The sequence below is a fragment of the Streptococcus sp. 79 genome (genome assembly GCF_013277425.1).
GTDB classification, from domain to species: Bacteria; Bacillota; Bacilli; order Lactobacillales; family Streptococcaceae; genus Streptococcus; species Streptococcus pseudopneumoniae.
Genome location: NZ_VMMW01000066.1, coordinates 1 through 11,165, shown reverse-complemented (window position 1 = coordinate 11,165; position 11,165 = coordinate 1). Strand labels below are relative to the sequence as shown.

4 protein-coding genes are annotated in these 11,165 nt (G+C 42.8%); all 4 read left to right on the top strand.

Annotated elements, in window-relative coordinates; all coding sequences use genetic code 11:
- Positions 1-4,261 (top strand): ZmpA/ZmpB/ZmpC family metallo-endopeptidase (locus tag HT729_RS09215; RefSeq protein WP_240164437.1); only part of this gene is annotated, 4,261 nt, incomplete at its 5' end.
- Between the two features lie 237 nt (positions 4,262-4,498).
- On the top strand, positions 4,499-8,287 hold the full coding sequence (locus HT729_RS09210) for a sugar-binding domain-containing protein (RefSeq protein ID WP_050141993.1): 3,789 nt from the start codon (positions 4,499-4,501) through the stop codon (positions 8,285-8,287).
- A gap of 1 nt (position 8,288) precedes the next feature.
- On the top strand, positions 8,289-9,977 hold the full coding sequence (locus HT729_RS09205) for an alpha-L-fucosidase (protein WP_000251022.1): 1,689 nt from the start codon (positions 8,289-8,291) through the stop codon (positions 9,975-9,977).
- A gap of 100 nt (positions 9,978-10,077) precedes the next feature.
- Positions 10,078-11,052 carry an Rpn family recombination-promoting nuclease/putative transposase gene (locus HT729_RS09200; RefSeq protein WP_000175246.1) on the top strand — a complete coding sequence of 325 codons (975 nt, stop codon included), beginning with the start codon at positions 10,078-10,080 and terminating at the stop codon, positions 11,050-11,052.
- The last annotated feature ends 113 nt before the right edge of the window (positions 11,053-11,165 follow it).

Sequence of the window (11,165 nt, the reverse complement as noted above, 5' to 3'; positions counted from 1 at the left end):
CCCAGCCATGGAATCAGGGGGCGAGGAGAATCAAACTCTTGCCCCACAAGGTACTGAGTCTAATCATCCATCTAAAGCAACTGCTGAGACCAAAGATTCTGAACCAGCAACCCCAGCCATGGAATCAGGACGCGAAGAAGATCAATCTCCTGCGGAACAAAAGGGTGAGGAGAACCAGCTGGAGAATCCAGTTGAGGGGGTAAAGGATGTTGGTGAGTCTGCCCCACAAGAACCCCAAAAACAACCAGAACAACCAGAACAAACGGCTCCATCTCCAGAGGTCAACCCAAGTCAAGGAAACGAACCAGAATCAGCTGTTCAGCCTGAACCCTTATCTCCCCAAGAACAGTCAGATTCACAAGAGCAACCAACTGTCCCAAGTCCAGTAACGAAAGAAAAAGTATTGGAATATAAAACAACATATAAAGCTTCACCAGCCTTAAATTACAAAGAGCAACGAGTAGAAGTAGCAGGCGAAAATGGTAAGGAAGTGACAACTACTTCTTACAGTTTTGATGAAAGTACTGGGAAAATAGTAGAAAACACTTCAACAAAAATAGAAAAACATCCAGTAGATAGAGTTGTTAAGGTTGGAAATGTAGAAGAAACAAGATCAACAACCAAAAGACGTGAACAGTTTATCGCGGATGAGTCACTTGATAAAGGGGTTAAAGTAGTTAGAGAACAAGGTCAAGATGAAGAAACAACGACTATAAGTGTTTATAAAGTAAATTCGACGACAGGAGAATTAACTGATCCAGAAGTTTCAACAAAAGTAGCCAAAGCAATGCAAGCGAAAATAACGGCAGTAGGAACAAAACCAACAGTTCAATCACAAGAAATTCCTTTTAAGACAATTTATAAAGCATCGTCAGATTTAAGTTACAATGTGCAACAAGAAGAAACACCAGGGGAGAATGGTAGCTCAGTATCAACTACAACATACACAGTAAATCAAGAAACAGGAGCTATCTCAGAAGAAACTACAACAGAAAACACTCCAGCTAAAGACAAAATAGTAAAAGTTGGAAATGTAGAAAAGATCGTGTCACCTATAGAAATCACCGAGTTGAGAAAAGATAACCCTGAACTTCCAAAAGGAAAAGAAGAGGTTGAAGATGCAGGTGAGCAAGGGGAAACAACCGTCACTAAAACTTATGAAGTTAATCCGGAGACAGGAGAGTTAACAAATCCAATTGAGAAAACTGAAATAACTAAAGCTATGCGACAAAAAGTAATCTTGGTTGGTACTAAAGAAGACACTCAAATTCCTCAGACCAAAGTAGAGACCAAAGCTGTTCCTTATGAAACCATTTATGAAAAGAATGAAGCGCTAGACCACGGCGTTACAAGAGTAAAAATTTCGGGTGTTGAGGGACAAGAACAAGTTACTACTACCTATACCAAAGATCAAGCAAGTGGCAATATTTCTGAGAGTAAAACTGTCAAAATAGTAGCCAACAAAGTTGATCAAGTTGTAGAAGTTGGAACTAAACCGAGTGTTGAAACCACTGTCCTATCTCATAAAATGATCTACCAGGTGAATCCTGCTTTGGAGTTCAGAAAAGAGGAAGTAGCGGTTGCAGGGCGTGATGGTTCGGTGGAAACTAGGACGACTTATCAACTAGACCAGGCAACAGGTCAGGTGACGGTATCTGACACCACTAGACAAGTAAATCCAGCAGTCGATAAAGTGATTCAAGTTGGTAATGTGGAAAAAGTAATACAACCGATTGCTGTTACTGAGGAACGAAGAGAGGATTCTTCTCTTGCTAAAAAGATGGAAAAGGTAGCCTCTGAAGGAGAAGTTGGTGAGAATACACTGACCAGAACCTACGCTATCAATGAACAAACTGGTGAATTGGTTAATCCTCGAGAAGTGAGTCAAATAACAAAACCAATGAAACCGAGAGTTGTTTTAGTTGGTAGTCAGGAGGATAAACCACACATCCTTCCAACAAATAGTGAGAGAGAAGATGCTGTGGATGTGTCTGCTCTGACCACAAGCGCGAGGTCAGTAGACTTCTTACATGACAGTAAACTAAAAGCACAGTTAGAGCCTACCTATGATCCTCGAGATATTATAACAAGGAGAATTGCGCTCAGAAAAACACACCCAAATATCACTGACCAAGAGGTCAAAGATATGTTGCGCATAGAGTATCTTCAAAAACTGTCAATCCAAGAAAGCTTTGATCAGACGAAGAGGCAAGCTGAGTCAAGTTTCAAAAAGATTGCCTCGCATACATTAGGAATTATAGGAGATACCCCTGAAAATCGCAGCAAGGTCAAACAAGAGCTGGAGCAATACAAAGAGCAGATTTTGTTGGGACTGTCTTATATCAATCGTTTTTATAATATTCAATTTGGGGACACGAATATTCGTGATATTCTGGCCTTTAATCCAAGCTCATTTGGTAATAAGACAATGACAGCCTTGGATAGTTTGAAAAAATTAGGATCCATGTCTTATGAAGAGATGAAATTGACCAATAGTCCTCAAACATTTACAAAGTATTTATCTACCATTACAGGTAAGGCTAGCTTGAAGGAATTTTTAGACAGCAATCGCCAACTCTTTACGTCAGATGATGCGGATACCTGGCTTAAAAAATCTAGCCAAGCTATGATTGTTGAAAAACCATCTAAGGAAAATCCTTCAGCGCATGTCGGGCTGTATAGCAAGTTGACAGCTGGGGAAAAGGATCCTCGTAAACAAGAGGCTAATATGGCTGCTATTTTGGGACTTTTGAATGTGAAAGAACCAAATGTTTATGTGATTAGTAATATGGCGACGATTACTTACGGTAATATTGGTTCCTATATAGATACTTCTCTCGCCCAGTCTAATCCAACTAAGTACCAGGCTGAGCTTGCTAGAGTCAAGTCTTTAATTGAAAAGGCGGCTGTACAACAAGCCAACTATGTCGATACTCTTTATCGTATAACAAAACCAGAAAATCGTGATAAGTTGCTGACAAATCGCTTGATTATTGATACGATGAAGAAATATACAAGTAATCCGAATGCCCAGATTGATAGCACTTGGTCACCAGCTACTGGTAGTGGAGCTGATAAGGGGGTCGACCAGTTTATGACTCCTATGAATTACTATTCTCCAGTAAGTAAGGTGGGAGCTGAGGCTAATGGATTAGGTGTCCGTTACTTTATAGATAGAGTTCTGGATGATAGAGGTTCAGCGACTTATTCTCATGAAATGACGCACTTACTAGATAGAACGGTCTTGTTTAATAATCACGGTCGTCGAGATGGTACAGCCGCAGAGTTTTATGCGCGTGGTATTTTTGAAAACTCCTATAATCCAGAAAAGGATACTTATTTCAATCTCAACTTTGTATATGATGAGAGTGATAAGGATGGATTTTACAATAAGACACCTGATCGATTTAAAACGGCAGAAGATTTGCAATCTTACATGAAGGGAAGTTTTGATGTCCTTTATACTCTAGATTATCTAGAAGCTGAGGCAACGAAAAATCTAACTGATGAAGAAAAAACTAAATATTTCAAGAAAATAGTTCCGATTAGTTCACCATTTAGAAGATGGATAGATTATCGTAATACAGTAATTCCAGCAACTCATAAGAGTGAGGAGATTCAAGCACTGACCTTAGAAGATGCCAAAAACTTGACAGATATTGATAGTTTAATTGACAATCATATCCTGGTCAATCGTTATATCATTGCTGGCTTTAAGGATAAAGGTAAAATTGCACCAAATGGTTACTATACCGTTGATATGTTTGATACCATTTATGGTGTTAGTCAAAATGACTCTGGTATGAGTGGGGACATCACCTTTAGAAAACAAGCCTTTGAATTGATGGCTGCTTTGGGCTACTATGAAGGATTTGTTCCTTATGTATCAAATCAGTTTAAAGAAGAAGCTGAAGCAGAGGGAGTACCGTTATCAGATAAATATATTTTTGATAAAATTCTAGGAAAAACATATGCTGAGTTCAAAAAAGAGCAAATAAATGAGCGTGTTGAGAAATTAGGTAAGTTAACACCAATTACTATAAATTACAACGGAAAAGAAGAAGTGATTGATAGTAAAGAAAAATTACAAGAGCTTATGAATAAAGCTGTTAAAGAGGAACTTGCTCAAATAAAAGCAGGAAACACAACAGCTCAGAAATTTATGTTTATTGAAACTCCAGTTCAAAAACTGAAAAAAGCGATTTATAAAGCTTATCTCAAAGATTCAGATGACTTTAGACAGTCGATTTACAATAGTTAAGACAAAAGGGACATCTCTCTGGAATGAACATTCAGAGAGGTGTTTTTTGCGCTCTTGTAAGGTTTGACCTTGTTTCTTGAAAATGACAGTTTATATGAACATGGAGTGATTTTCAGACTTTTCCACAAATTATAGAATCTTTTCTGAGGATTTAGGGAGTGATGGAGGAAGTCTTGAAAGCGCTTTTGTTTTGTGCTATAGTCAAGTCAATAGACTTGTTTAACGAGGAATGCTTGTATGAGAAGAGAAGAAGTTTTACGAAATCACTGGTTTTTTAGTCAAGAGGTGGGGAAAGAAGAGGCCTTGGCGCCGGATTTTCAGAGGGAAAATTGGCAGTCGATTCAAGTACCACATGACTGGAGTATTTACAATGATTTTGATCAGTATTCTCCAGCGCAAAATGAGGGTGGGCAGCTAAATGGTGGTCAAGCTTGGTACCGGACACAGTTTTACTTGGAAGAAGATGTCAGTCTTGTTTCGGTGCGTTTGCTCTTTGATGGGGTTTACATGAATGCCCAAGTCTATATCAACGGGCAAGTGCTGGGCTATTATCCCAATGGCTATACACCCTTTTCTTATGATATCACCCCTTATCTAAGAAACGATGGGACAGCCAACCAGCTTGCGGTTTTTGTGGAAAATCAGCAACCTAGCAGTCGTTGGTACTCTGGTAGCGGTATTTACCGGGAAGTAAAATTGTTGATGACAGATTCGGTGCATCTGGATTTGTATGGGATTAAGATAGAAAGTCCCAAGCTCAAGGAACAAAGAGATAGATGGGTGGAGACTCAGCTTACAAGTAAGGTTTCAAATGATGGCTCTCAGTCTGTGTCGGTGTATTTGGAGCAGAGTATCTGGTATGATGGACAACAGGTTTCAGACTGGCAGGCGACAGACTCTCTGGTGATTGAGTCTGGGGACAAATATTCTTTCCAACAAGCCATATCAATTTTCCAACCTTTGCTTTGGGATATTGACCATCCTTACCTTTACCAATTGAAGACTCGCCTTTACAAAGATGGCATTTTGGTTGATGAAGAAGAGGAGACCTTTGGTTACCGCTATATGGATTGGCAAGTGGATAAGGGCTTCTTTCTAAATGGTCGCTGGTTGAAGATTCATGGGGTTTGTTTGCACCATGACTACGGAGCGCTGGGAGCTGTGGAAAACAGGTCAGCTGCTGAGAGACGCTTGCGCCAGATGAAGGAAATGGGCGTCAATGCTATTCGAATTACCCATAATCCAGCCAGTAGCATTTTACTCGCTCTAGCTGCCAAAATGGGGCTACTCATCCAAGAAGAAGCTTTTGATACCTGGTATGGAGGCAAGAAAGAATATGACTATGGTCGCTTTTTTGAGGAAGAAGCGACTCATCCAGAAGCGAAAGCAGGCGATTTCTGGTCAGATTACGATTTGCGCACCATGATTGAGCGTGGCAAGAACAATCCAGCGATTTTTATGTGGTCCTTGGGAAATGAAGTCAGCGAAGCAAATGGAGATGCTCATTCATTGAAGACTATCAAACGCTTGCTAGAAAGGGTCAAGGAAGTGGATGAGAGCCGTTTTGTGACCATGGGAATGGACGAGTTTCGCTTTGGAGATGGGTCTGGAGGCCATGAAAAGATAGCCGATTTGCTGGATGTGGTAGGCTTGAATTACTCGGAAGACAATATTGATGGGATTCGCAAAAGACATCCTAAGTGGCGACTTTATGGATCTGAAACCTCATCGGCTACAAGGACGCGTGACAGCTATTTTCGCCCAGATAAGGAATGGGTTGGGGATAATCGCCGCGTGCGGAATTTTGAACAGTCAGACTATGGCAATGATCGAGTTCCTTGGGGGAAGACAGCGACGGCTTCTTGGATAGCAGATAGAAATCGGCTAGACTATGCGGGTCAGTTTATCTGGACAGGAGTGGATTATATTGGTGAGCCCACTCCTTGGCACAATCAAAATGACATGCCTGTAAAGAGTTCCTATTTTGGGCTTGTGGATACGGCAGGGATTCCTAAAAATGACTATTATTTCTATCAAAGTCAGTGGTTGGACCTAGATCAGTATCCCATGGTTCATATCCTACCCCATTGGAATTGGGAAATCCACAAGAGTTATCAACAAGTTGTGGATAAGTATGGGGATATCCCTGTTCGAGTGTATTCAAATGCCCGTTCTGTAGAGCTATTTCTCAATGGAAAATCCCAAGGTAGGAAGACCTTTCAGGAAAAATGGACTTCAGACGGTCGAAGATACCAGGAGGGACAAGGTTCTGACCAGCTCTATCTAGAATGGCGATTGGCTTATCAACCGGGAGAATTGCGTGCTGTGGCCTATGACCGTCAAGGTCAGCTTGTGGCAGAAGATAGGGTGGTGACTGCAGGTAAGCCAGCCAAAATCGGGCTACATGCTGAGAAGACAAAACTGGAGCCAGATGGGCAAGACCTCCTCTATCTCTATTTTGATGTATTGGACAAGGATGGAAATTGGGTGCCGACTGCTTCCAATCAGCTTCATTTTGAAATTGAAGGCCCTGCTCTTATTGTAGGTGTGGATAATGGTAGGCAGGCCAGTCGTGAACGTTACCAAGCCCAGAAAAATGGTCGGTTTAAGCGGAAAGCCTTTCATGGCAGAGGTGTCCTCTTAGTTCAGAGCTTGGAGCGGGTAGGTCAAGTGAGAGTAAAGGCCAGTGCCAGAGGGCTAGAGCCGGCAAGTTTCGATCTCTTAGTGGGAGAGGATTTGGCTTGCCAGTCAGTGAAAAATCAGCGCTTATTTGAGATTCGAGTGGACAAGCAGGCAGGATTACAAGAAGGGGATTCCCCAGCTATTGGACTTTATCCACAAACTGTGGATAACCTTGTGAACAAGGTGGGGAATAGTGAAGTGATTTGGGAGACGAGTGGTAGTGCCCACGCCATTATCAAGCAGGGAGTGCTTCATTGCTTGTCTGCAGGCGACTTGGTTATCAGTGCTATTTATCAAGGAAAGACCTATCAAACTCATTTGCAGGTGGCAGAAAATACCTCACTAGGGCAGGCAGTTTTTGTACGACCACTTCGCTTGTATACAGCTAAGGGGACTTATCCACATCTTCCATCTTCAGTTTTGGTGGACTATGAGTCTGGCGGTGCAAAACGAGTCAAGGTTGTTTGGGAGGCAATCTCCGAAGAAGATATGGCAAGCTTTCATGAGTTTATGGTATCTGGTCAGCTGGAAGGGCTGGATTTAAAGGCTTCTGCTCAGATTTGTGTCCAAGGGATTTGCGCTATTGAGACTGAAAGGATTTGGACGCTTGTCAAGGAAGCCCCACACCTACCAGACCGAGTTAAGCTAGTCTTATCAGATGGCAGACGAGATACGGCCAAGGTGACTTGGGATGAACTCGATCCTCAAGTCTATGCTCAGGTAGGAGAATGTATTCTTACAGGACAAGTAGCGGGCTGTGAGTTGCCAGCAACAGTCACCATTCATGTGACAGATGCCAGTGTAGATGGGGAAGTCATTTCCAATCAGTGGACAGGATCCAACCTGCCTCTGGTATTTGCTTCCCACTCAGAGCCTAATCACCCAGTCTCTTACCTCAATGACAAGGTCATTTCTCGGAAGAAATCGACAGCCAATACTTGGATTGCCAAGTCAGAGCAAGCCAATGTCGGCATTCTTTTTGGAGATGCAGGGATTTTAAAACCGCGATTTGTGGATAATGTGACCTTGTATTATGTCGAAAATCAAGACTACGTGGCGGTGGATCCTACCCATATCGATTATTATGTAGGGAATGAGCCTAGCTTGCCTCGGACTCCAAATCATTTGGACAAGGATTCTCTGCTCAAACAAGAGGAGAATTGGCGCCCTGTATCAGCTATCCGAAAAGTGTCAAGTGACAAGGATGAGGAGCTTCGTTTTGAATTTGACAAGGTGGAAACCTATGCCCTTCGTCTTCGATTTGAAAACTTGGCAAGCCCCCTAGCCTTAACAGAATTGCAAGTGTATGCCAAAAAAGTAAAGAAAAATGTAGATAGGAAGTAGTATGGTAAGAGCAATAAAACCGCATGGCCCCTTGCCTAGTCAGGCCCAGTTAGCGTATTTAGAGGATGAACTAGCAGCCTTTATCCATTTTGGGCCTAATACCTTTTATGACCAGGAATGGGGGACAGGTCAGGAGGATCCTGAACACTTTAACCCGACACAGTTAGACGCGCGTGAGTGGGTTTGTGTACTCAAGGAAACGGGCTTCAAGAAGTTGATTTTGGTGGTCAAGCACCACGATGGCTTTGTCCTCTATCCGACAGCTCACACAGATTATTCGGTTAAGGTCAGTCCTTGGAGGAGAGGAAAGGGAGACTTGCTTCTTGAAGTATCCCAAGCTGCCACAGAGTTTGATATGGATATGGGGGTCTACCTATCACCGTGGGATGCCCATAGTCCCCTCTATCATGTGGACCGAGAAGCGGACTATAATGCCTATTATCTGGCACAGCTGAAGGAGATTTTATCAAATCCTGCCTATGGAAATGGAGGGAAATTTGCTGAGGTCTGGATGGATGGAGCCAGAGGAGAGGGCGCGCAAAAGGTCAGTTATGAATTTGAAAAATGGTTTGAAACCATTCGTGACCTGCAGGGCGACTGCTTGATTTTTTCAACAGAAGGCACCAGTATCCGCTGGATTGGCAATGAAAGAGGGTATGCAGGTGATCCCCTATGGCAAAAGGTGAATCCTGATAAGCTAGGAACAGAAGCAGAGCTGAACTATCTTCAGCACGGGGATCCCTCGGGCACGATTTTTTCAATCGGAGAGGCAGATGTTTCCATCCGTCCGGGCTGGTTTTACCATGAGGATCAGGATCCTAAGTCTCTCGAGGAGTTGGTCGAAATCTATTTTCACTCAGTAGGGCGAGGAACTCCACTCTTGCTTAATATTCCGCCGAATCAAGCTGGGCTCTTTGATGCAAAGGATATTGAACGCCTCTATGAATTTGCGGCCTATCGCAATGAGCTCTATAAAGAAGATTTGGCTTTGGGAGCTGGGGTATCTGGTCCAGCTCTTTCCGCAGACTTTGCTTGTCACCATCTGACAGATGGTCTTGAGACCAGCTCTTGGGCAAGCGACGTAGGCTTGCCAATCCAGTTAGAACTAGACCTAGGATCTCCTAAAACTTTTGATGTAATTGAGTTAAGAGAAGATTTGAAGCTAGGGCAACGAATCGCTGCTTTTCATGTGCAAGTAGAGGTGGATGGTGTCTGGCAGGAATTTGGCAGGGGCTTCACAGTTGGTCATAAGCGCCTCTTGCGAGGGCCGATAGTAGAGGCACAGAAGGTGCGCGTGATGATTACAGAGACACAGGATTTACCTGTACTGACCAAGATTTCCCTCTATAAAACTCCTAGCTTATCAAAAAAAGAAGTTGTTCAGGGATTAGCATTTGCAGAAAAAAGCCTAGCTGTGGCAAAGGGAGAGACTCTTCATTTTAGGATTGAACGTAGCGAAAGTAGTACTCCTTTGGAAGCTAAGATTTCGATTCAACCGGGGACAGGTGTCCATGGTGTCGTCTATCAGGACGAGATTCAAGTCCTTCAATTCCAAGCTGGGGAAAGCAAAAAAGATTTGACCATACCAACCCTGTATTTTGCTGCCGATAAGACCTTGGATTTCTATCTGAATCTGACTGTTGATGGACAGCTGATTGATCAAGCTCATATTTTAGTTGAAACGAGATAAAATATCTTAACAACTCATTTCTTTTCCGAATAAATAGATAGTAGCAGTGAATCTAGTAAACCTAGATTTAAAAATGTGCTATAATGAAAGGAGAAGAAATATGACATTACGTCATCCGGGCATTAGCCCAACTAATGACTTGGTTGCTAAGAAAATTTTCAGCAACCCAGAAATCACTTGTCAGTTTATTCGCGATATGCTGGACTTGCCAGCCAAAAATGTGACCATTTTGGAGGGAAGCAACATTCACGTCTTGCCTTCCCTGCCGTACTCGGCACAGGATTTCTATACCAGTATAGATGTTTTAGCTGAACTAGATAATGGCACTCAAGTAATCATTGAGATTCAAGTCCATCATCAGAATTTTTTCATCAATCGCCTGTGGGCTTATTTGTGTAGTCAGGTCAATCAAAACCTAGAAAAAATTCGCCAACGTGAAGGTGACACCCACCAGAGTTACAAACACATTGCACCAGTATACGCTATCGCAATTGTGGACAGCAATTACTTTTCAGATGACCTAGCTTTTCATAGTTTTAGTATGCGCGAGGATACGACAGGTGAGGTTTTAACCATCACCAATAATGGACAAGAAAATCATCTGGTTAAGATGGCGTTCTTGGAACTAAAAAAATACAGAGAAACCAGCAAAGACGAGGTTCGCAAGCCGTGGTTGGAGTTTTTTGGTAATAAGCCCTTTACTCAGGAACCCGAGCGAGCCATCAGCCAAGCAGATCAACTGCTGGACTACAAGAGCTGGTCCGAGGAGGACAGGGAGATGTTTAGTGAACAACGCAGACGCGAAGAACAAGCCTTGCTAGCGCAGGACTATGCCTTGGAACAAGCTGAAGAAAAAGGGTTGGAGAGAGGTCGTGCAGAAGGGCTTGAACGTGGTCGAGCTGAGGGGATTGAACAAGGCATCGAAAAAGGTTTAGAGCGTGGACTTGAACGTGGAAAACTTTTTGCCTTTCTGGATATGGTTCGCCAAGGACTTCTGACTTCCGAGGTTGCCAGCCATCAGCTGGGTATGAGCGTCGCTGAGTTTGAGTCGCTATTGAAAAAACATTACAAATAAGACCTAAAAAAATACAGAGAAACCAGCAAAGACGAGGTTCGCAAGCCGTGGTTGGAGTTTTTTGGTAATAAGCCCTTTACTCAGGAACCCGAGCGAGCCATCAGCCAAGCAGA